This window comes from Pseudomonas juntendi, from assembly GCF_021560075.1.
Taxonomy (GTDB): domain Bacteria; phylum Pseudomonadota; class Gammaproteobacteria; order Pseudomonadales; family Pseudomonadaceae; genus Aquipseudomonas; species Aquipseudomonas juntendi.
On sequence record NZ_CP091088.1, the window covers coordinates 1,018,855 to 1,041,194 of the forward strand.

Genomic DNA, 22,340 nt, shown 5'->3' on the forward strand with positions numbered 1-22,340 from the left:
CCGAAACCTTCAGATATCCCACACCACATTGATGCCGAAGTTGCGCCCCGGCATGCTCAAACGGTCGATGTTGGCCGGCTGGGTCACAGCCGCTTCACCCTGGCCGTCATAGCTGCGTACCGAGTCCCACTGCCAGTATTTCTTGTCGGTCAGGTTGTACAGCCCGGCGTTGATGGTGACGTCGTCGGTCACCTTGTAGAAACCGGTCAGGTCCAGCACGCCATAGCCTGGCGTGCGGAACTTCGTGCTCGAACCGTCTGGCGAGTAGAAGGTGCTGTCGTCGACCCGGGTCTTGCGCTTGACCAGCGTCCAGCTCAGCAAGCCACCATAGTTGTGTTGCTCGTAACCCAGGCCGAACACGCCTTTGAGCGGGTTGACCGTGTTCAGCGGTTCGCCGGTGTCATCGTTACGGCCATAGGTATAGGCAATCGAGCCCTGGGTATACAGGCCTTGTGGCGCTCCGAAGTGGTCAAGGTTGAGGCGGCCCTTGACCTCGGCGCCCTTGATGGTGGCGTGCTTGATGTTGTTGGCCTGGAAGGTCTGTTCCAGGTTGGCGCTCTGCACAGCGTCTTCGTCGATGAAGTCGCGGTACTTGTTGTAGAACACCGCCACGTCGAAGTTACCGGCGTCGAAGTTGCCGCGCAGGCCGGTTTCGTAGCCCTTGCTCTTTTCAGGCTCCAGCCCTGGGTTGCCTTCTACCCGGTAGCCTTGGTCTAGGTTGACGAATTTCCCGTACATGGACTTGGCGGTCGGCGTGCGGAAGCCCTCAGCGTACTGGCCGTACCAGGTGTAGTGGTCATCGAAGGCGTAGGTCAGGCCGAACTTGGGCGAGACGCGGTGCCACGTCTTGTCCGAGTCGTCCTGGGAGGTGGGCGCGGTGGCGGTGGACTCCAGGCCACGCAGGAACGCCTCGGTGAACTTGGGCTGCATGCGCGTGTAGTCGTAACGGGCGCCTGGCAGGAAGGTCCAGCGGTTCCAGCGGATTTCATCCTGCACGAACAGGCTGTAGGTGTTCACGGTCGGGTCCGGGAAATCACTGACCAGCACCTGGCCGTCGGCCGGGCGCGGCGCGCCGGCGGCAGCGCAACCCGAGCCTACGGCCAGGCAGGTGCCCGTGCCGCTGCGCGACCCGGTGATTTTCTCGTGCTTGAGGGTGGTGCCGTAGGTCAGCAAGTGGTCGGTGCTGCCGATGCTGAAGGCTTTGTCCAGCTGGGCATCGAATACCCACTGGCGGTCCTTGTAACGTGTGTCGCGGGTGCGCAGTACCTGGCGGCCAGGTGGCGCATAGATTTCATCGGTGTGCTGGTCGGTCTTGGCGACCTGGTAGTTCAGGCTCCACTTCACCTGGTCAGCGAACAGCGTGTCCAGGCCGAATTCATGGTTGATGCCGAAGCGTTCGCGGGTGATGGTGTCGTTGCCGCTGCGCGCCTTGTAGTAGCCCATGCCCCCGAACCCGGGTATGAACGGCCCTCCCGCGGCGCTGAGGATATTCTGGTCGCGGTCATCCTTGTAGCGCTCGTAAGTAACGCCCAGGCGGGCGTCGTCAGCGTAGTTCCAGCCTGCCTTGGCCAGCACGTTGGTGGTGCGCACGTCCATCGGGTTGGCTTCGGTACGGGCCAGGCCGGCGCCGCTGTGATGGCCTTGGGTCTCGGTCTCGTGGCCATTGCGCTGGCTCAGGTGCAGCAGGCCGTCGACATCGCCCTGGCGCCCGGCGACGGTGGCCGAGGTCAGCCAGCTTTCGTCCGCCGAGCTGTAGCCGCTTTTCAGGCGTGCGCCAACATCCTTGCCTGGCTTGATGATGTCGTCGGGGTCGAGGGTGAAGTAGCTGACCGCGCCGCCGATCGCATTGCTGCCATACAGCACCGAGGCCGGGCCGCGCAGGATTTCCACGCGCTTGACGATTTCCGGGTCGACATAGTTGCGTTGGGTTTGCGCGTAGGGGCCGTAGAAGAAACTGTCGGGGATCGCCACACCGTCGACCTGGGTGAGAATCCGCTCGCCGTCGATACCGCGGATGTTGTAGCCGTTCAGGCCACTGCGCTGGCCGGTGCCGGCCACCGACACACCCGGTTCGTAACGCACCAGGTCCTGGATGTTGTTGACGTTCTGGCGGTCCAGTTGCGCTCGGGTCTGCACGCTGACCGTGCTCGGCACCTGGCTCACGTCCTGGGCACTGCGGGTGGCGCTGACGGTCACTTGCTGCAGCGCGATCACATTGTTCGCGGCCTGGCGTTCGAGTACCACATTGGCATTGCCGATCTTGCGAAAGCTCAGCCCGGTGCCCTGCAACAGGCGCTTGAGCGCGGCATCTGGCGGCAGCGCACCCTGTACACCGGGTGAGGCCACGCCTTCGGCCAACTCGGCGCTGAAGCCAACCTGCCAACCGGTGACCTGGCTGAAGGCGTTGATGGCCGACACCAGCGGTTGCTGGCCGATGCTGAAGCGGTAATCGCCCATGCGCGGGCTGCTGGCGCGGGCCGGTTCGGCAGCCAGCGCCGGCAGGCTGCAGGCGCCGCTGGCGAGCAATGCCAAGGTCAGCAGCGAAAGCTGCCCGGTACGGCGGGGAAGGGAAGACGAGCGGGTAATACCTGTGTACATCGAAAGCGCTCCCAAACGTGCAGACAGTTATAGGTGTCTGTTCTCGTTTGTTAAACAAGAATCAGTTGCATTGGCTATAACGAGACGGATGGGGGCGCAAAACCGCGTAAAAATAAATGCAAAAGCGTTGAACAGGCATGCCGGGCTGCGCGGCGGCGTGGCCGCAGGGGAGGCAAACAGTCAGTTCAGGATGACCAGCGCCGGGTACTCATGCAACTGGGCGGAGGTGATGTGAGCCAGCGCGCGCAGGGTTTCCAGCGGCTGGTCGAGGCGGTAGTTGCCGGTTACGGCAACGTCATCCAGCTGGGTATTGCGGTTGATGATCCAGCCGGGGTAATAGCGCCGGACTTCGGCCAGTACCTGGCTCAGCGGGCAGTTTTCGAACACCAGGCGGCCATCGACCCAGGCCAGGTCCTTGTGCATGTCGGGGCGCTGGCGCTGGCCAATGCCCTGGGGGCCCACACTGATGCTGTCGCCAGCGCTGAGGCGTATGCGCTGGTCACGCGCACCTTGCAGGTCGACATCGCCGCGCTGCACCCGCAGTTGCGCTTCACCGTTGAGGTAGCGCACGGCGAAATCGGTATCGCGTGCTTGCGCGCGCAATGGCCCGGCCTGGACTTCCAGCGGCATCGGCGCGTTCTGCGGCACCTGGAAGTAGGCTTCACCCTGCAGCAGGCGCGCGACCTGGCGGCCGCCGCGGCGGTCACTGGCGAACGCCGAATTGGTATTCAGCAGCACCTTCGCGCCATCGTCCAGTTGCAGGCGCTGGCGTTCGCCGACCACGGTCAGGTGGTCGGCCTGCAGGCGTGTCGGCAGGTTGCCGAAGGTCACCAGCCCAACCAGCAGCACGGCTGCCGTCGCCAACGGCTTCCAGTGGCTGCGCAGGCGCCCGCGCCACGACCGACGCTGCTGCCGGTGCATCTGCGTGGCCACCTGGTGCAGCGGCATACCGTTCCACAGCGCTTCTGCCTCGACATAGGCTTCGGCGTTTTCTAGCGCTGCGCTCAACCAGGCCTGGAAGGCGAGGGTGTCGTCGGCATCGGCGCCTTGCAGGCGTACCAGCCATTCCAGCGCCTCGTCCATGGCACGCGCACGGGCATTGGGCCCGGCAGGTGACGGGCGAGGGGCGGGGCTGTCGGTCACGGGGAATCCTTGCGTGGTTTTTTGCAAATGATCAAGGCTGCGGCGTGGTGTGGCAAGGGCTTTACGTTGAGGGGCTGGCCAGCGGCCGGTTCACTTCAGGCGCTCGGCGACGCCCATGCAGATGGCCATGATCAGCTTCAGTTCCTTTTGTACCGTACTGGCCGAAACATTCAGTTGCTCGGCAATTTCCAGGTAGGTGGCGCCATGCAGGCGGCTGAGAATGAAGATGCGCTGCTGGCGCTCGCTCAGCTGGTTCAGGCTGATGCTCAGGTGCTTGAGCAGTTGTTCGGCGTGCGCGGCATCCTCGCTGCTGCTGGCCGGTGCGGCCACGCTGTGCAGCACCTCGTCGGGCACGTCGTCGACCAGCATGCGGGCCTGCACCCGGCGGGCGCGCAGGTGGTCGAGCGCCAGGTTGCGGGCCGTCTGGAACACGAAAGGTTCGATGTGCTCGACAGGCCGCTCGCCCAGGGCGCGCGACACCCGCAGGTAGGTTTCCTGCAGCAGGTCCTCGGCGGTGCTGGGGTTGCCGACCATGCGCTGCAGGGTGCGCAGCAGGGAAAGGCGCTGGAGGAGGAAGACGGCGTTGAACCGGGACTGACTCACGAGAAGACCTGACCGACCAAAAGCTAATGATAATGCTTATCATCTATGCGGAAGGTCAAGTCTGGGAATGTTAGGAAAAGGTAAAGATTGTGAGCCCGCTGGTGGCTGGGGGAGGATGTTCTGTGTATTCGAGACCGAGCGCCGCCCGCGCGGCGCCGGGTCTCACAGGCGCCAAAAGTGCCCCGTCAGGCTCACCGTGCCCTGCACAACGCCAGGCAGTTATCCAGCATGCGGTTGCTGAAGCCCCACTCGTTGTCATACCAGGCCAGCACCTTGAGCATGCGCCCGTTGGCGCGGGTGTGGTTGGCATCGAAGATCGACGACAGCGGGTTGTGGTTGAAATCGCAGGAAACCAATGGCAACGCGTTATAGCCCAAGACCTTGGAATGCTTGCTCGCCTCGAGGAACAACTGGTTGACCTGCTCGGCGGTGGCCTCGCGTTTGAGGTTCACGGTCAGGTCCACCAGCGACACGTTGATCACTGGGACCCGCACGGCCATACCGGTCAGTTTGCCGGCCAGTTCCGGCAATACCAGGCCTACCGCCTCGGCCGCGCCGGTCTTGCTGGGGATCATCGACTGGGTTGCCGAGCGCGCGCGGTACGGGTCGCTGTGGTAAACGTCGGTCAGCACCTGGTCGTTGGTATAGGCGTGGATGGTGGTCATCAGGCCTTGCTCGATGCCGAACTCGCGGTGCAGCACCTGGGCGATCGGTGCCAGGCAGTTGGTGGTGCACGAGGCGTTGGATATGACCTGGTGCGAAGCCCGCAGCACGTCATGGTTGACCCCGTACACCACGGTGGCATCAGCCCCTTTGGCCGGCGCCGAGACAATCACCTTGCCCGCCCCGGCAGCCAGGTGGGCAGCTGCCTTGGCCCGCTCGGTAAACAACCCGGTGCATTCGAACACCACATCGATCGCTTCGGCCTTCCACGGCAGTTCGGCCGGGTTGCGAATGGCACTGACCGCGATACGGTCACCATTGACCGTGAGGCTTTCGTGGTCGGCCTCGACCGTGGCGTCGAAGGTGCCGTGCACGCTGTCGTACTTGAGCAGGTGGGCGTTCATGGCGCTGTCGCCCAGGTCGTTGATGGCGACGACCTGCAGGTCCTGGCGGTAGCCTTGGGTATACAGTGCGCGCAGGACGTTGCGGCCGATGCGGCCGAATCCATTGATGGCGATGCGAAGGGTCATGGCAGTACCTCTGGCAGTCCGAGTGAAACCTGTGGCACAAAGGAGCTTCACTGAAACGGTTTTGTTGTTGGAATTACAAGATTATTCACTATCAGATAGAAAACAAGCCTTTTTAGTGGCAGTATTTTGTTTAAACATACAACGAGTGGTGGGGCAATATGCCTCTACCGATGCAGCGGGCTCCTGGTCTTGAGCCTAGGCGGCAATCGGTTGGAGGGGAAATGCCCGGTAAACCGCCCTTACAATTAGTCTGGAGTCCAGTACATGCATCCGCGCATCCTTGAGGTCACCCAGCGGCTGGTCGAACGCAGCCGAGCCACCCGCGAACGCTACCTGCAGCTGATTCGCGGCGCGGCCAGTGACGGGCCCATGCGCGCCAGCCTGCAGTGCGCCAACTTCGCCCACGGGGTGGCCGGTTGCGGGAGCGACGACAAGCAAACGCTGCGCCTGATGAACGCCGCCAACGTGGCCATCGTCTCGGCCTACAACGACATGCTGTCGGCCCACCAGCCGTACCTGCACTTCCCCGAGCAGATCAAGCAGGCCCTGCGCGAGGTCGGCTCGGTCGGCCAGTTCGCCGGTGGCGTGCCGGCCATGTGCGACGGCGTGACCCAGGGTGAGCCGGGCATGGAACTGGCCATCGCCAGCCGGGAAGTGATTGCCATGTCCACCGCGGTAGCGCTGTCGCACAACATGTTCGACGCCGCGCTGATGCTGGGCATTTGCGACAAGATCGTCCCCGGGCTGATGATGGGCGCGTTGCGCTTTGGCCATTTGCCGACCATTTTCGTGCCGGGCGGGCCGATGGTTTCCGGCATTTCCAACAAGCAGAAGGCCGACGTGCGCCAGCGCTATGCCGAAGGCAAGGCCAGCCGCGAGGAGCTGCTGGAGTCGGAGATGAACTCCTACCACAGCCCGGGTACCTGCACCTTCTACGGCACCGCCAATACCAACCAGCTGGTGATGGAGGTGATGGGCCTGCATCTGCCTGGCGCGTCGTTCGTCAACCCGTACACGCCGCTGCGCGATGCGCTCACCGCCGAGGCCGCGCAACAGGTCACGCGCATGACCAAGGCCAGTGGCAGCTTCATGCCGCTGGGCGAAATCGTCGACGAGAAGGCGCTGGTCAACTCCATCGTTGCCCTGCACGCCACGGGTGGCTCCACCAACCATACCCTGCATATCCCGGCAATTGCCCAGGCTGCCGGCATACAGCTGACCTGGCAGGACATGGCCGACCTCTCCGAGGTCGTGCCCACCCTGTCGCATGTCTACCCCAACGGCAAGGCTGACATCAACCACTTCCAGGCCGCTGGCGGCATGGCCTTCCTGATCCGCGAGCTGCTCGATGCCGGCCTGTTGCACGAAGACGTCAACACCGTCGCCGGCCACGGCCTGCGCCGTTACACCCAGGAGCCGTTCCTCGATGATGGCAAGCTGGTATGGCGCGAAGGCCCGCTGCAAAGCCTGGACGAAAGCATCCTGCGCCCGGTCGCGCGGCCGTTCTCGGCCGAAGGCGGCCTGCGGGTGATGGAGGGCAACCTGGGGCGTGGCGTGATGAAGGTTTCGGCTGTAGCTGCCGAGCACCAAGTGGTCGAGGCCCCGGCGCGGGTGTTCCACGATCAGCAGTCGCTGGCCGATGCGTTCAAGGCCGGTGAGCTGGAGTGTGATTTCGTGGCCGTGGTGCGCTTCCAGGGCCCCCGTTGCAATGGCATGCCCGAGCTGCACAAGCTCACGCCGTTCCTGGGCGTGCTGCAAGACCGCGGCTTCAAGGTGGCGCTGGTTACCGACGGGCGCATGTCCGGCGCCTCGGGCAAGATCCCGGCGGCGATCCACGTGTGCCCCGAAGCCTATGACGGTGGCCCGCTGGCACGGGTGCGCGATGGTGATATGGTGCGCGTTGATGGTGTCGAAGGCACGCTGCGGGTACTGGTATCGGCCGAAGAACTGGCCAGCCGCGACCTGCCGCCGGCGCCCCAGGGCAATGACCTGGGGTGCGGGCGCGAGCTGTTCGGCTTCATGCGCATGGCGTTCAGCCCGGCAGAGCAGGGCGCCAGTGCCTTCACCTCTGCCCTGGAGAACCTTAAATGAAGGACCTGCTGGTTGGCGATATCGGCGGCACCAACGCCCGTTTTGCGTTGTGGCGTGACAACCAGTTGCACGAGGTAAAAGTCTTCGCTACCGCGGACTACACCAGCCCGGAGCAGGCTATCGAGGCCTATCTGCATGGCCAGGGCATCGCCCGCGGCGGCCTGGCCGCGGTGTGCCTGGCGGTGGCAGGGCCGGTCGAGGGCGACGAGTTTCGCTTCACCAACAACCACTGGCGCCTGAGCCGCCTGGCGTTCTGCAAGACCTTGCAGGTCGAGCGGCTGGTGTTGATCAATGATTTCACCGCCATGGCGTTGGGCATGACCCGCCTGCAAGAAGGCGAAGTGCGCCAGGTGTGCCCCGGCCAGGCAGACCCCACGCGCCCGGCACTGGTGATCGGCCCGGGCACCGGCCTTGGCGTGGGTTCGCTGCTGCGCCTTGGCGGGCAGCACTGGCAGGCCTTGCCGGGCGAAGGCGGGCATGTCGACCTGCCGGTGGGCAACGCCCGCGAAGCGGCGATCCACCAGCAGATCCACCAGCAAATCGGCCATGTCAGTGCCGAGACGGTACTCAGCGGGGGTGGCCTGGTACGGCTTTACCAGGCCCTGTGTGCGCTGGACGGCGACACCCCACGGCACACGTCCCCGGCGCAGATCACCGATGCAGCACTGGGCGGCGAGCCACGGGCACTGGCGGTGATCGAGCAGTTCTGCCGGTTCCTGGGGCGCGTGGCCGGGAACAATGTGCTTACCCTGGGCGCGCGCGGTGGGGTCTATATCGTTGGCGGGGTCATCCCGCGGTTTGCCGAGTTGTTCCTGCGCAGCGGGTTCGCCGCCAGCTTTGCCGACAAAGGCTGCATGAGCGGCTACTTTGCGGGTGTGCCGGTGTGGCTGGTGACGGCGGAGTTTTCCGGGTTGCTGGGGGCGGGTGTGGCGTTGCAGCAAGCGCTGGACCATTGACTGGGGCCGCTTTGCGGCCCATCGCGGGCAAGCCCGCCAAGGGCTGCAAAGCAGCCCCAATAAAAACAGGCAGCAAAGACCTGTAACCAAGAAGAGGAAGGACCACCTTGAGCACTGCCGGCAAATCGATCCTGATGGTCGACGACGACCAGGAAATCCGTGAACTGCTGCAAACCTATTTGAGCCGCTCCGGCTTCCAGGTGCATGCCGAAGCCGACGGCGCGGGCTTTCGCCGCGCGCTGGACAGCAGCCCCTGCGACCTGGTCATTCTCGATGTCATGTTGCCCGATGAAGATGGTTTCAGCCTGTGCCGCTGGGTTCGGCAGCATCCGCGCCGGGCGCGTGTGCCAATCATCATGCTCACTGCCAGTTCCGATGAAGCCGACCGGGTCATCGGCCTGGAGCTGGGTGCCGACGACTACCTGGGCAAACCGTTCAGCCCGCGCGAGCTGCAGGCGCGGGTAAAGGCCCTGCTGCGCCGCGCCGAGTTTGGCCAGGCGGCGCCGGGGAGCGCGGTGCTGGCCTTCGATGACTGGCGCCTGGACACGGTCAGCCACCGGCTGTTCCACCGCGATGGTGAGGAGGTGATTCTCTCCGGTGCCGACTTCGCACTGCTCAAGCTGTTCCTCGACCACCCACAGCAAATCCTCGACCGCGACACCATCGGCAACGCCACCCGCGGCCGCGAGCCGATGCCGCTGGACCGTATCGTCGACATGGCGGTCAGTCGCCTGCGCCAGCGCCTGCGCGACACCGATAAACCTCCCCGGCTGATCCGCACCGTGCGCGGCAGCGGTTACCTGTTGGCGGCGCATGTCTGCTGTGCGCCCTGAGCGGCGCTGGCGCTTGCTGCCCCGCTCACTGCTGGGGCGCATGCTGCTGCTGACCCTGCTGGTGGTGCTGCTGGCCCAGGGGTTGTCGAGCATCATCTGGGTTTCCCAACTGCGCGCCAGCCAGTTGCAGGGGTTGCGGGCCAGTGCCAGCAGCCTGGCCCATTCGATGAGCGCCAGCGTCAGTTACTTCCGGTCGTTGCCAGTGGCCTACCGGCCGCTGGTGCTCGACCAGTTGCGCAGCATGGGCGGCACGCGGTTTTTCGTATCGCTCAACGCCACCCCGCTGGACATGCAGGCGTTGCCCGTCACGGCGCGCAAGCAGGCGGTGATCGATGTATTCCAGCAGGTGTTGCACGAGCGCCTGGGGTCGCAGATGGAAATTTCCGTCGAGTTCGTCGGGCCTGACGAGCTGCGCATCTTCAACAGCGGCCTCAAGCTCGACGAGCTGCCGCGCTCGTGGGCGCATTACTCGCTGACGCTCGAGCCCCTCAAGCCACCGGTGCTGGTCACGCAGATCCGCCTGGGGGAGGGGGAGTGGCTGTACATCGCCTCGTTGCTGCCCGAGCCATATACCGGCCTGGAAGCCGAACGCCTGCCACGCCAGCAGGTGGGGTTCATGGTGCTGACCACGGCCTTGCTGTTGCTGTTCATCGGCTTGCTGGTGCACTGGCAAAGCTGGCCACTCAAACGCCTGGCCCGGGCCGCGCGGGAAATGTCGCTGGGCGCTGATGTGGCGCCGCTGGCGGAAGGTGGCGGCAGCGAAGTGGTCGAGGTGAGCCGGGCATTCAACAGCATGCGCGAACGTATCAGCCGTTACCTGACCGAACGCAGCCAGTTGTTCAGCGCCATATCCCACGACCTGCGCACACCAATAACCCGCCTGCGCCTGCGTGTCGAGCTGTTGGAAGACGAGCGCCTGCAAGCCAAGTTCAGCCAGGACCTGGACGAGCTGGAGCTGCTGGTCAAAGGCGCCCTGCAATGTGTGAAGGACACCGACATCCACGAGAACATCGAGCCCGTCGACCTCAATCAGGTGCTGGATATCCTGGCCGAGCCTTACCTGGCCGATGGCCGCGTCACTGTGTACGGCAAGGCGCTTGCACCGTACCCCGGCAAACCTCTGGCCCTGCGACGCTGCATCGGCAACCTGATCGACAACGCCATCAAGTACGGCGAACGGGCGCAACTGCGTATCATCGACAGCGCCGAGGGCTTTGTGCTGCAGGTGGATGACCAAGGGCCGGGGGTACCCCAGCAGCAGCTGGAGCAGGTGTTCGAGCCACACTTCCGCCTGGCCGCCCAGCAACAGGGTTACGGGCTGGGGTTGGGGATTGCACGCAATATTGCCCATAGCCATGGCGGCGAGGTGAGTTTGCTGAACCTGCGCGACGGCGGGCTGCGGGTAACCTTGTTCCTGCCGCGAGGCATGGACTGATTTTCCGTGTTGCCTGCAAGGGCCGCACGGGTTTCGAGGTTTGCACTCAGGTCACTCAATTGTCACTGCCCAGTGACAATCCCAGCCTCCTTCGTGACATCTGCCTCGACCCCGCTGGCTAGAATTCGCACACGACTGGCAAGGATAAAGCTGGCTCATGAATACCCACCTACTGCCCTCCACCAGCTGGCTGAAAGCCCCGGCTCATAAGGCCTGGCGCCTGGCCGAGGCCCAGCGGCTGCTGGCCTTTGCCAAAGCCGCGAAACGCCCGGACGGCTTCGGCAACCTGGATGCCAAAGGCCAACTCGCCGCTGGTGCCCGCGCCGAAACCATGAACACGGCGCGCATGACCCACTGTTTTGCCCTGGCTCACCTGCAAGGCATTCCAGGCTGCCTGGCCTACGCCGAGCACGGCGTGGCCGCCCTGCGCGGCGCCATGCAAGATGCCAGCTATGGGGGCTGGTTCGCTCACCCCGATGGCCAGCAGGACAGCGGCAAGGCCGCCTACCTGCATGCCTTCGTCGCCCTGGCCGCCAGCTCTGCCGTGGTGGCGGGCGCCGCCAGTGCCAGGGGCCTGCTGGCAGACGCCACCGAGGTGATCGAGCGGCATTTCTGGAGCGAAGCCGAAGGTGCCCTGCAAGAGGCTTACTCCCGTGCCTGGCAATTGCCCGAGCCGTACCGTGGCGCCAACAGCAACATGCATGCGACCGAGGCGTTCCTGGCCCTGGCTGATGTCACCGGCAACACGCTGTGGCTGCAACGCGCGTTGCGTATCGCCGAACGCATCATCCATACCCATGCCGCCGGTAGCGGTTACCGGGTGATCGAACACTTCGACGTACACTGGCAGCCCGTGGCGGACTACAACCACGACCACCCCGCCGATCATTTCCGGCCCTTTGGCACCACGCCTGGGCACGCCCTGGAATGGGCGCGTTTGCTACTGCACCTGGAGGCCAGCCTGCAACGTGCCGGGCTGCCGGCACCGCAGTGGCTGGCAGAAAGTGCCAGCGGGCTGTTCGAGGCCGCCTGCCAGCACGCCTGGAACGTCGATGGCGCAGAGGGTTTCGTCTACACCCTGGACTGGGCCAACCGCCCGGTGGTGAATGCGCGCCTGCACTGGGTGCACGCCGAAGCGTGCGCCGCCGCTGCGGCCTTGTTGCAGCGTACCGGCGAGGCCCGTTACGAGCAGTGGTACCGCACCCTCTGGGGGTTTATCGCCAACCACTTCATCGACCCTGTGGCGGGCAGTTGGCACCACGAACTCGATAGCAACAACCGGCCGGCCGGGACCATCTGGCCGGGCAAGCCCGACCTCTATCACGCCTACCAGGCGCTGCTGCTGCCAGGCTTGCCGCTGGCGCCCAGCCTGGCAAGCAACCTGGGCAGCAATGTAACCAAATGATGACATTCACGCATCGCTTCGTTACCTGACGGGGCGGGCACGCTGTTTAGACTCCATGCAACGCAAGCGTTTGACTTGCACGCATAACAACAAGAAAGGTGCTTCGATGAATTCCAAACTCTGTCTCGCCGCTGCTATCTCGCTCGCCTCCATACTGCCGCTGGGCGCCAGCGCCGCCGAAAGCAAAGGCAGTGTAGAGGTGGTGCACTGGTGGACCTCTGGCGGTGAAAAAGCAGCGGTCGATGTGCTCAAGGCGCAAGTCGAGAAAGACGGCTTCACCTGGAAGGACGGCGCCGTTGCCGGCGGCGGCGGGGCCACCGCCATGACCGTACTCAAGAGCCGCGCAGTCGCCGGCAACCCACCCGGTGTGGCGCAGATCAAGGGCCCGGACATCCAGGACTGGGCGGCCACCGGCCTGCTCGATGCCGATGTGCTCAAGGACGTGGCCAAGGAAGAAAAGTGGGACTCGCTGCTCGACAAGAAGGTCGCCGATACCGTGAAGTACGACGGTGACTACGTTGCCGTGCCGGTCAACATCCACCGTATCAACTGGCTGTGGATCAACCCCGAAGTCTTCAAGAAAGCCGGCATCGACAAGGCGCCCAGCACCCTCGACGAATTCTATGCCGCTGCCGACAAGCTCAAGGCCGCCGGCTTCATTGCGCTTGCCCATGGCGGCCAGCCTTGGCAGGACAGCACCGTGTTCGAAAACGTGGTCCTGGCAGTGATGGGCGTCGATGGCTACAAGAAGGCCCTGGTCGACCTCGACAGCGCCACCCTGGCTGGCCCGCAAATGGTCAAGGCACTGACCGAGCTGAAAAAGGTGGCCACCTACATGGACCAGGATGGCAAGGGCCAGGACTGGAACCTGGAAGCGGCCAAGGTCATCAACGGCAAGGCCGGCATGCAGATCATGGGTGACTGGGCCAAGAGCGAATGGACCCTGGCGAAGAAAACCGCCGGCAAGGATTACCAGTGCGTCCCATTCCCCGGCACGGACAAGGCCTTCTTGTACAACATCGACTCGCTGGTGGTGTTCAAGCAGAACGACGCCGGAACATCCGCCGGGCAGCAGGACATCGCGCGCAAGGTGCTGGGCGAGGACTTCCAGAAGGTCTTCAGCATCAACAAAGGGTCGATTCCGGTGCGTAACGACATGCTCGGCAACATGGGCAAGTATGGCTTCGACAGCTGCGCGCAAACCTCCGCCAAGGACTTCCTCGCCGACGCCCAGACGGGCGGCCTGCAGCCAAGCATGGCGCACAACATGGCCACCACGCTGGCCGTGCAGGGCGCGTTCTTCGATGTGGTGACCAACTACATCAACGACCCCAAGGCCGACCCGGCCGATGCGGCGAAGAAGCTGGCGGCGGCCATCAAGGCGGCCCAGTAAAGGCTGACGCGGTCCCGTTGTAGGAGCGGCCTTGCGTCGCGATGGGCTGCGCAGCAGCCCCAAACCTGCGCACTCGATCTTTCAGGTAGGTGTCGAACTTGAGTCCTCAGGGCTGCGCTGCAGCCCATCGCGACGCAAGGCCGCTCCTACCCGGAGTGCAGCGCCTTTGAGGTGAACCATGACCACAACTACCGCCCAATTGCGGGCCTCACCCCTGGACGCGCTGCAGCGCTGGCTACCCAAGCTGGTGCTGGCACCGAGCATGTTCATTGTGCTGGTGGGCTTCTACGGCTACATCCTCTGGACATTCGTGCTGTCCTTCACCACCTCGACCTTCCTGCCCACCTACAAGTGGGCGGGCCTGGCGCAATATGCCCGGCTGTTCGACAACGATCGCTGGTGGGTGGCCAGCAAGAACCTGCTGCTGTTCGGCGGCCTGTTCATCGCCATCAGCCTGGCCATTGGCGTGTTGCTGGCGGTATTGCTGGACCAGCGCATTCGCCGCGAAGGTTTTATCCGGACCATTTACCTGTACCCCATGGCCCTGTCGATGATCGTTACCGGCACCGCCTGGAAGTGGCTGCTCAACCCTGGCATGGGCCTGGACAAGCTGCTGCGCGACTGGGGCTGGGAGGGCTTCCGGCTGGACTGGCTGATCGACCCGGACCGGGTGGTGTACTGCCTGGTGATCGCCGCCGTGTGGCAGGCATCGGGCTTCATCATGGCCATGTTCCTGGCCGGGCTGCGCGGGGTTGACCAGTCCATCATCCGCGCCGCGCAGATCGACGGCGCCAGCCTGCCACGCATTTACTGGACAGTGGTGCTGCCCAGCCTGCGCCCGGTGTTTTTCAGTGCGCTGATGATTCTTTCGCACATTGCCATCAAGAGCTTCGACCTGGTGGCGGCGATGACCGCCGGTGGCCCGGGTTACTCATCCGACCTGCCGGCCATGTTCATGTACTCGTTCACCTTCAGCCGCGGCCAGATGGGCATGGGGTCGGCCAGCGCCATCCTCATGCTGGGCGCGATTCTGGCGATCCTCGTGCCTTACCTGTACTCGGAGCTGCGGAGCAAACGCCATGCATAGCGCATCGAATAGCCCTGCCGAAAAACCGGCACTGAGCCTTGGCCGTATCGCCATCCATGGCGTGTTGCTGATCGCTGTGCTGCTGTACCTGGTGCCGCTGGTGGTGATGCTGCTGACCAGCTTCAAAACCCCGGAAGACATCAGCACCGGCAACCTGCTGAGCTGGCCCGCGGTGATCACTGGCATTGGCTGGGTCAAGGCCTGGGGTACCGTCAGCGGTTACTTCTGGAACTCGATCATGATCACCGTGCCGGCGGTGCTGATCTCCACTGCCATCGGCGCGTTGAACGGCTATGTGCTCTCGATGTGGCGCTTCCGCGGGTCGCAGCTGTTCTTCGGGCTGCTGTTGTTCGGCTGCTTCCTGCCATTCCAGACAGTGTTGCTGCCGGCCTCGTTCACCCTCGGCAAGCTCGGCCTGGCCAGCACCACCAGTGGCCTGGTGCTGGTGCACGTGGTCTACGGGCTGGCCTTCACCACCCTGTTCTTCCGCAACTTCTACGTGAGCATCCCGGATGCGCTGGTCAAGGCGGCGCGCCTGGATGGCGCCGGGTTCTTCACCATTTTCCGCCGCATCATCCTGCCGATGTCGACGCCGATCATCATGGTCTGCCTGATCTGGCAGTTCACCCAGATCTGGAACGATTTCCTGTTCGGCGTGGTGTTTTCCAGCGGCGACTCGCAACCGATCACCGTGGCCCTGAACAACCTGGTGAACACCAGCACCGGCGCCAAGGAATACAACGTCGACATGGCGGCGGCGATGATCGCCGGCCTTCCAACCCTGCTGGTCTACGTGGTGGCAGGCAAATATTTCGTGCGCGGGCTGACGGCCGGCGCAGTCAAGGGGTAAGTCATGGCAACGCTCGAACTGCGCAATGTAAACAAGACCTACGGCACCGGCCTGCCCGACACCCTCAAGGACATCCAGCTGTCGATCAGCGACGGTGAGTTCCTGATTTTGGTTGGCCCGTCGGGCTGTGGCAAATCGACCCTGATGAACTGCATCGCCGGCCTGGAGCAGATCACCGGCGGGGCCATTCTCATCGACGGGCAGGACGTCAGTGGCATGAGCCCCAAGGACCGCGACATCGCCATGGTGTTTCAGTCCTATGCGCTGTACCCGACCATGAGCGTGCGCGAAAACATCGAATTTGGCCTGAAAATCCGCAAGCTGCCGCAGGCGGCAATCGATGAAGAGGTGGCGCGGGTGGCCAAGCTGCTGCAGATCGAGCACCTGCTGGCGCGCAAACCGGCGCAGCTGTCGGGCGGCCAGCAGCAGCGTGTGGCCATGGGCCGGGCACTGGCGCGGCGGCCGAAGATCTACCTGTTCGACGAGCCGCTGTCCAACCTGGACGCCAAGCTGCGGGTCGAGATGCGTACCGAAATGAAGCTGATGCACCAGCGCCTGAAGACCACCACCGTGTACGTCACCCATGACCAGATCGAGGCCATGACCCTGGGCGACAAGGTTGCGGTGATGAAAGATGGCATCATCCAGCAGTTCGGTACCCCGCAACAGATCTACAACGACCCGGCCAACCAGTTTGTCGCCAGCTTCATCGGCTCGCCGCCAATGAACTTCATTCCGGCCCGCCTCAAGCAACAGGATGGTCGCCTGCTGGCGCTGCTCGACAGCGGCCAGGCGCGCTGCGAGCTGCCCTTGGGGCTGGCCGCCAATGAACAGGATGGCCGTGAAATCCTGCTGGGCATCCGCCCTGAGCAGATCGCCCTGGGGGCCAGCGAGGGCAACGGCCTGCCGGCCATTCGTGCCGAAGTGCAGGTCACCGAACCCACCGGGCCGGACCTGCTGGTGTTCGTCACCCTCAACCAGACCAAGGTGTGCTGCCGCCTGGCGCCCGATGTGGCCTGCCAGGTTGGCGACAACCTCAACCTGCAACTGGACCCGGCGCGGGTGCTGCTGTTCGACGCCAACAGCGGCGAGCGGCTGCACCTGGCCAGCACTGCCGCAGCCACCAAGGACAACGTGGCTCACTTCAAAGGCCGTTAATTCGTCTACATCATCAATAAGAAAAAGAGGACGCAAAGGGATGGAACAGCGCAAACGTATCAAGACATTGGGGTCGCTGGCATTGCTCGCCGTGGTAGGCAGCGCCAGTGCACAAGCTGCCGAGGCATTTTCCAGCGAATCGAAGTGGATGACCGGCGACTGGGGCGGCACCCGCACCGAGCTGCTGGACAAGGGCTACGATTTCACCCTCGATTACGTGGGCGAAGTGGCCGGTAACCTGCATGGCGGCTACAACGACGACAAAACCGCGCGCTACAGCGACCAGTTCGCCCTTGGCGCGCACTTGGACCTGCAGAAGATCTTTGGCTGGCACGATGCCGAATTCAAGCTGGCGATCACCGAGCGTAGCGGCCGTAACCTGTCCAACGACCGCATCAGCGACCCGCGCGCCGGGCAGTTCAGCTCGGTGCAGGAGGTGTGGGGGCGCGGCCAGACCTGGCGCCTGACCCAGATGTGGGTCAAGCAGAAGTACTTCGACGGCGCACTGGATGTGAAAGTCGGCCGCTACGGCCCGGGTGAGGATTTCAACAGCTTCCCGTGCGACTTCCAGAACCTGGCCTTCTGCGGTTCGCAGGTGGGCAACTGGGTAGGCGGCATCTGGTACAACTGGCCGGTCAGCCAGTGGGCGCTGCGGGTGAAGTACAACATCACCCCGGACTTCTTCGTGCAGGTCGGTGCCTTCGAGCAGAACCCGTCCAACCTGGAAACCGGCAACGGCTTCAAACTCAGTGGCAGCGGCACCAAGGGCGCGATCCTGCCGGTGGAGGCGGTGTGGTCACCCAAGGTCAACGGCCTGCCGGGCGAGTACCGCCTGGGCTACTACTACAGCACCGCCAAGGCCGACGATGTCTACGACGACGTCAACGGCAACCCGCAGGGTATCACCGGCAACGCGTTCAAGTCGCACTCCAGCAAGCATGGCTGGTGGGTGGTGGCGCAGCAGCAGGTCACCGCTCATGCCGGGGATGTGAACCGCGGCCTCAGCCTGTTCGCCAACTTCACCGTGCACGACAAGGCCACCAACGTGGTCGACAACTACCAGCAGGTGGGGTTGGTGTACAAAGGCGCGTTCGACGCCCGGCCCAAGGATGACATCGGCTTTGGCGTGGCACGCATCCATGTGAACGACGACGTGAAGAAGCGTGCCGAGCTGATCAACGCGCAGAACGGCATCGACGATTACGACAACCCAGGCTTCATGCCATTGCAGCGCACCGAGTACAACGCCGAGCTGTACTACGGCTTCCACGTCACCAACTGGCTGACCGTGCGGCCCAACCTGCAGTACATCAAGAGCCCGGGTGGGGTTGACCAGGTGGACAATGCGCTGGTCGCCGGCTTGAAGATTCAGTCGTCATTCTGAGGGCAATTGTTGTAAATTTACGCCAATCCATTTTCGGCGCCCGGCACCCACTGCCCTGCAGTGGGTGTTGGGGATAGGCCGAGACAGCGCTACCTCAAACAAAAAGAGCTCTGACCCATGCCTGAACATCCGCTCCATCGCTTCTTCACCTCGCAGCGGCCGCGGCCGACATTCGAGTGGGAGCGTTACCAGCAGCGCGATGTACTGATCATCGACCACCCCCGATGCCAGGCGGTATTCAGCCGCCAGGGCGCGCAACTGCTGCATTTTCAGCCGGCGGGCGAGCGGCCTTGGCTGTGGTGCGCCGAGCAGTGGCCGCAGGTGGGGGCGATACGCGGTGGTGTGCCGGTGTGCTGGCCGTGGTATGGCCGCCACCCCAGCGAAGACCTGTGGCCGGCGCATGGCTGGGCGCGGTTGCTGGACTGGAAGCTGGTGGACAGTCGCGAGGACGAGGAGGGCGTAAGCCTGAAGTGGCAATTGGACCTGTGCGACTGGCAGGTCGACCTGCATGCCCGGTTGGGCAGCCGCATGGAGCTGAGCCTGAGCACCGAGCACCAGGACAGCCAACCCTGCCAGTTGAGCCATGCCTTGCTGGCCTACTGGCGTATCAGTCACGTTTCCGAGATAGCGCTGTCTGGGCTGGAGGATATCCAGGGTTATGACCGGCTCAACCGTCAGGCCTGCCGCGAGGACGGTGCGCTGAAGCTCAAGGGCGGCTGCCAGAAGGTCTACCCGGGCACGCCGCGGGTACAACTGCAGGACCCGGCCTGGCAGCGCGAGCTGTGCATCGACACGGGCGACAGCGACGACACGGTGGTCTGGCACCCGGGCAATCGCCCGTTGATGGGCGTGACCGGGCGGGAATGCCAGGGCTTTGTCTGCGTCGAGGCGGCCAGTGGCAGCGGCGAGGGCTTGACCCTGGCGCCGGGGCAGCGTGCCCACCTGCGTTTGCAGGCGCACCGGCTCAGTTGAGTTCGTCGTCCTCGATCGGGTAGCGGCTGGCGTTCAGGCTTTCCTTGATCTTGCGCAGGTGCGGCTGGAAATCCACGCCACGGCGCAGGGTCATGCCGGTAGCCAGGACATCGAGCACGGTCAGCTGAATGATGCGCGAGGTCATTGGCATGTAGATGTCGGTGTCTTCGGGCAGCGGGATATGCAGGCTCAGGCTGCAGGCGTTGGCCAGGGGCGAGCCGGCGGCAGTCAGGCCCAGTACCGAGGCACCGTTTTCGCGGGCCAGGCGTGCCACATCGACCAGTTCGCGGGTGCGCCCGGTGTAGGAAATGATCACGAACAGGTCACCAGTGTGGGCCACCGAGGCCAGCATGCGCTGCATCAGCACGTCGGCATGGGCCGATACCGCCAGGTTGAAGCGGAAGAACTTGTGCTGTGCATCGAGGGCCACCGGGGCGGAGGCGCCAAGGCCGAAAAAGTGGATTTGCCGGGCCTGGATCATCATGTCCACGGCACGGCTGACCTGCATCGGGTCCAGTTGCTGGCAGGCACTGTCGAGTGAGGCAATGGCGCTGGCGAAGATTTTCTGGGTATAGGCCGCCGGGTCATCGTCGGCCTCTACTGCGCGGCTGACATAGGCAGCGCCGCTGGCCAGGCTCTGTGCCAGTTGCAGCTTGAGCTCGGGGTAGCCGCTGACGCCGAACGAGCGGCAGAAACGGTTGACGGTCGGCTCGCTGACCTTGGCCGCCTGGGCCAGCGCAGCGATGCTGAAACGGGTGGCTTGTTGCGGGTTGAGCAGGATGACTTCGGCGACTTTGCGTTCGGCCTTGTTCAGCTCGTCGAGGCGTCCCTGGATCTGTTCCAGGAGGTTTCGCACGCGGTCCATGGGTATGTCCTTGGGTCGGGAAGACAGCCGGCTGTGGGAGCAGCAGGCTTTTTGCACGGTCGTCTATCGTACTGTCGGTGCGGTTGGTGTACCACTTGTCTGTAACACTTGTGTGTAATGTTGTGGTTTTTACTACATTTCCCCTTGAAAACCGTATGTGAAAGCGGTATTCCTAGACCAACTTTAGGAAAGAACCAACATCATGGCTGCAATCAGTGTCGAACCTTGCACCTTTGCCCTGTTTGGCGCCCTCGGCGACCTGGCGCTGCGCAAGCTGTTTCCTGCGCTGTACCAACTCGACCGCGCCAATCTGCTGCACCCCGACACCCGTCTGCTGGCGCTGGCGCGTGAGGCCGGCAGTGCGCAGGCGCACCTGGATCACATCGAAGCGCACCTGCGCCGGCATGTGCCCGAGGCCGATATCGAGCCGGCTGCACTGGGGCGCTTCCTCGCCCGGCTGAGCTACCTGCACCTGGACTTCCTGCAGCCTGAAGGCTATCAGGCGCTGGCCGAGCAGTTGCCCGGCGAGTTGCCGTTGATCGCCTACTTTGCCACCGCCGCGGCTGTATACGGGGCCATTTGCGAGAACCTTGACAAGGCCGGCCTGGTGGCGCGCACCCGGGTAGTGCTGGAAAAACCCATTGGCCATGACCTGGAATCGTCACGCCGGGTCAACGACGCTGTCGCGCGGTTCTTCCCGGAAAGCAGGGTCTACCGTATCGACCACTACCTGGGCAAGGAGACCGTGCAGAACCTCATTGCCCTGCGGTTTGCCAACAGCCTGTTCGAAACCCAGTGGAACCAGAATTCCATCTCCCATGTGGAGATCACCGTTGCCGAAAAGGTCGGTATCGAAGGCCGCTGGGGCTACTTCGACAAGGCCGGGCAACTGCGCGACATGATCCAGAACCACCTGCTGCAGCTGCTGTGCCTGATCGCCATGGACCCGCCCAGCGACTTGTCTGCCGACGCCATCCGCGACGAAAAGGTGAAGGTGTTGAAGGCACTGGCACCGATCACGGGCGACGCCCTGAGCACCCGCGTGGTGCGTGGCCAGTACATTGCCGGCTACAGCGACGGCAAGCCGGTACCGGGCTACCTGGAAGAAGACAATGCCAACGCGCAGAGCGATACCGAAACCTTCGTCGCCCTGCGTGCCGACATTCGCAACTGGCGTTGGTCGGGCGTGCCGTTCTACCTGCGTACCGGCAAGCGCATGCCGCAGAAGCTGTCGCAGATCGTTATCCACTTCAAGGAAACCCCGCACTACATCTTCGCCCCGGAACAGCGTTTGCAGGTGGGCAACAAGCTGATCATCCGCCTGCAGCCGGATGAAGGCATTTCGTTGCGGGTGATGACCAAGGAGCAGGGGCTGGACAAGGGCATGCAACTGCGCAGTGGCCCGCTGCAACTGAATTTTTCCGATACCTGGCGCAGTGCGCGGATTCCGGATGCCTACGAGCGGCTGTTGCTCGAAGTGATGCGCGGCAACCAGAACCTGTTCGTGCGCAAGGATGAAATCGAGTATGCCTGGAAGTGGTGCGACCAGTTGATCGCCGGCTGGCGTAATGCGGGCGATGCGCCCAAGCCTTACGCGGCCGGCTCCTGGGGGCCAATGAGCTCGATTGCACTGATCACACGCGATGGGAGGGCGTGGTATGGGGATATCTGAACTGAAACTGCCAGCGGTCGTGAACGTACACGAGTTGGCAAACGCCGAGGCGCTGGCCGCCACGCAGGCCCACGACGTGGCCGAGCGCCTGCGCGCTGCGGTTGCTGCCAAGGGGCAGGCCTGCGTGGTGTTGTCCGGTGGCCGCAGCCCGGTGCCCTTCCTGGAAAAACTGGCCAGCGAAGCGCTGGACTGGGCCAAGGTCACCGTCAGCCTGGCCGATGAACGCTGGGTGCCGGTAGAGCACGCCGACAGCAATGCGGGCCTGCTGGCCCGTCACCTGTTCCAGGGTGATGCGGCCAAGGCCCGCTTCATTGGCCTGTACCAGCAGGCGGAAAACCTCGACGCCGCCGCACTCATGGCCGACCAGGCGTTGGCCGAGCTGCCGCAGATCGACGTGCTGGTGCTGGGCATGGGGGACGATGGCCATACCGCTTCGCTGTTCCCGGCCAGCCCGAACTTGGAAGCAGGCCTTGACTTGGCTGGCCAACGTCGCTGCCTGCCGTTGCTGGCGCCCAGCGTGCCGCACCAGCGCCTCTCGATGACCCGCGCCTTGCTGGCCAGTGCCGGCTTTACCGCGCTGGCCGTGCAGGGCCAGGGCAAACTCGCCACCCTGCGCGCCGCGCTGGCTGGCAACGACCTTACCGAAATGCCGATTCGCGCTTTTCTTCACGCCCCCCTGGACATCTACTGGTGCCCATGAGC

At 63.9% G+C, this 22,340-nt stretch carries 18 protein-coding genes; 13 read left to right on the forward strand and 5 right to left on the reverse strand.

From position 1 onward, the window contains the following. Positions 1–9: 9 nt before the first annotated feature. The 4 genes from L1P09_RS04630 to gap form a co-directional block, all read right to left on the reverse strand. Positions 10–2,598: a TonB-dependent receptor gene (locus tag L1P09_RS04630; protein WP_054881594.1), complete on the reverse strand. Its 2,589-nt coding sequence runs from the start codon at positions 2,596–2,598 to the stop codon at positions 10–12. A 180-nt stretch (positions 2,599–2,778) separates the two neighbouring features. Beyond that, positions 2,779–3,741 (reverse strand): FecR family protein, encoded by a 963-nt coding sequence (locus tag L1P09_RS04635; protein ID WP_054881595.1) that lies wholly within the window; start codon positions 3,739–3,741, stop codon positions 2,779–2,781. Between the two features lie 90 nt (positions 3,742–3,831). Further along, entirely contained in the window at positions 3,832–4,344 is a 513-nt protein-coding gene (locus L1P09_RS04640; RefSeq protein WP_054881596.1) for an RNA polymerase sigma factor, read from the reverse strand. A 191-nt stretch (positions 4,345–4,535) separates the two neighbouring features. After that, entirely contained in the window at positions 4,536–5,537 is a 1,002-nt protein-coding gene (gene gap / locus L1P09_RS04645; RefSeq protein ID WP_054881597.1) for a type I glyceraldehyde-3-phosphate dehydrogenase, read from the reverse strand. Between the two features lie 264 nt (positions 5,538–5,801). On the opposite strand from gap, the gene edd reads away from it, so the two are divergent. From edd to L1P09_RS04700, 11 genes are all read left to right on the forward strand, one after another. Continuing rightward, on the forward strand, positions 5,802–7,628 hold the full coding sequence (edd, locus tag L1P09_RS04650; protein ID WP_009683397.1) for a phosphogluconate dehydratase: 1,827 nt from the start codon (positions 5,802–5,804) through the stop codon (positions 7,626–7,628). After that, positions 7,625–8,584: a glucokinase gene (locus L1P09_RS04655; RefSeq protein WP_029885497.1), complete on the forward strand. Its 960-nt coding sequence runs from the start codon at positions 7,625–7,627 to the stop codon at positions 8,582–8,584. The genes edd and L1P09_RS04655 overlap by 4 nt, the downstream gene beginning before the upstream one ends. A gap of 107 nt (positions 8,585–8,691) precedes the next feature. Further along, positions 8,692–9,417: a two-component system response regulator GltR gene (gene gltR, locus L1P09_RS04660; protein WP_235768531.1), complete on the forward strand. Its 726-nt coding sequence runs from the start codon at positions 8,692–8,694 to the stop codon at positions 9,415–9,417. Next, on the forward strand, positions 9,398–10,852 hold the full coding sequence (locus L1P09_RS04665) for an ATP-binding protein (RefSeq protein WP_054881599.1): 1,455 nt from the start codon (positions 9,398–9,400) through the stop codon (positions 10,850–10,852). The genes gltR and L1P09_RS04665 overlap by 20 nt, the downstream gene beginning before the upstream one ends. Positions 10,853–11,009: 157 nt before the next feature. Further along, on the forward strand, positions 11,010–12,257 hold the full coding sequence (locus L1P09_RS04670; protein ID WP_064314730.1) for a D-mannose isomerase: 1,248 nt from the start codon (positions 11,010–11,012) through the stop codon (positions 12,255–12,257). A gap of 106 nt (positions 12,258–12,363) precedes the next feature. Further along, the gene (locus tag L1P09_RS04675; protein WP_235768532.1) at positions 12,364–13,650 is read left to right on the forward strand and encodes an ABC transporter substrate-binding protein; all 1,287 of its coding nucleotides are present in this window, start codon (positions 12,364–12,366) and stop codon (positions 13,648–13,650) included. A gap of 178 nt (positions 13,651–13,828) precedes the next feature. After that, a complete protein-coding gene (locus L1P09_RS04680; protein ID WP_009683405.1) occupies positions 13,829–14,737 on the forward strand; it encodes a carbohydrate ABC transporter permease in 909 nt (302 codons plus the stop codon). After that, positions 14,730–15,587 (forward strand): carbohydrate ABC transporter permease, encoded by an 858-nt coding sequence (locus tag L1P09_RS04685; RefSeq protein WP_009683406.1) that lies wholly within the window; start codon positions 14,730–14,732, stop codon positions 15,585–15,587. Before L1P09_RS04680 ends, L1P09_RS04685 begins: the two co-directional genes overlap by 8 nt. Before the next feature lie 3 nt (positions 15,588–15,590). Beyond that, positions 15,591–16,745, forward strand: a complete 1,155-nt coding sequence (locus tag L1P09_RS04690) for an ABC transporter ATP-binding protein (protein ID WP_029885492.1) — start codon at positions 15,591–15,593, stop codon at positions 16,743–16,745. Positions 16,746–16,785: 40 nt separating this feature from the next. Then, complete coding sequence (locus tag L1P09_RS04695) at positions 16,786–18,129, forward strand: carbohydrate porin (RefSeq protein ID WP_009683408.1); 1,344 nt, start codon at positions 16,786–16,788, stop codon at positions 18,127–18,129. 117 nt (positions 18,130–18,246) lie between these two features. Next, a complete protein-coding gene (locus L1P09_RS04700; protein WP_054905908.1) occupies positions 18,247–19,101 on the forward strand; it encodes a D-hexose-6-phosphate mutarotase in 855 nt (284 codons plus the stop codon). Here L1P09_RS04700 and hexR read toward each other — a convergent pair. Beyond that, positions 19,094–19,957, reverse strand: a complete 864-nt coding sequence (gene hexR, locus L1P09_RS04705) for a DNA-binding transcriptional regulator HexR (protein ID WP_172828429.1) — start codon at positions 19,955–19,957, stop codon at positions 19,094–19,096. The genes L1P09_RS04700 and hexR overlap by 8 nt on opposite strands. Before the next feature lie 211 nt (positions 19,958–20,168). Between hexR and zwf the strand changes: the two genes are divergently transcribed. Further along, the gene (gene zwf / locus L1P09_RS04710) at positions 20,169–21,638 is read left to right on the forward strand and encodes a glucose-6-phosphate dehydrogenase (protein WP_009683411.1); all 1,470 of its coding nucleotides are present in this window, start codon (positions 20,169–20,171) and stop codon (positions 21,636–21,638) included. Then, on the forward strand, positions 21,625–22,338 hold the full coding sequence (gene pgl / locus L1P09_RS04715; RefSeq protein ID WP_054905906.1) for a 6-phosphogluconolactonase: 714 nt from the start codon (positions 21,625–21,627) through the stop codon (positions 22,336–22,338). The genes zwf and pgl overlap by 14 nt, the downstream gene beginning before the upstream one ends. Positions 22,339–22,340 lie beyond the last annotated feature (2 nt).